2 tRNA genes are annotated in these 481 nt (G+C 41.4%); both read left to right on the forward strand.

The window, feature by feature from the left end:
• Positions 1-34: 34 nt before the first annotated feature.
• Positions 35-111: transfer RNA gene (locus AB4351_RS16330), tRNA-Ile, on the forward strand.
• Positions 112-125: 14 nt separating this feature from the next.
• A tRNA-Ala gene (locus AB4351_RS16335) sits at positions 126-201 on the forward strand.
• Positions 202-481: the final 280 nt, after the last annotated feature.

Genomic DNA, 481 nt, shown 5'->3' on the forward strand with positions numbered 1-481 from the left:
TTGATTAGGTTTAGAAAAGTTAAGAGACGATATTGGGTCTGTAGCTCAGCTGGTTAGAGCGCTCGCCTGATAAGCGGGAGGTCGGTGGTTCAAGTCCACTCAGACCCACCAATATCGACCTAGATGGGGCTATAGCTCAGCTGGGAGAGCGCCTGCCTTGCACGCAGGAGGTCTGCGGTTCGATCCCGCATAGCTCCACCATCTTTAAGCGTTCTTGTTCGACAAAAAGTCTTACGAGAGTCTTTAAAAATGGTTCAATTTATTGAATCAAGCTCTTTAACAATTTGGAAAGCTGACTGATTGATTACTTACGAGTAATTCAATCAAATTTAAAAGTTCTCAATGTTTATCTTTCATTAGATAAACACAACAAACACATTCAAGTGTCTTGTATTCGATTCAAACCTAGTTTGAATCACAATTGAGTCCGGCAAACAGTTATCAGGAATTAACCCTTCTTGATGACAACCAAAAACCTTGG

Origin of the sequence: Vibrio sp. 10N.261.51.F11 (genome assembly GCF_041471665.1) — a bacterium.
GTDB lineage: Bacteria > Pseudomonadota > Gammaproteobacteria > Enterobacterales > Vibrionaceae > Vibrio > Vibrio crassostreae_C.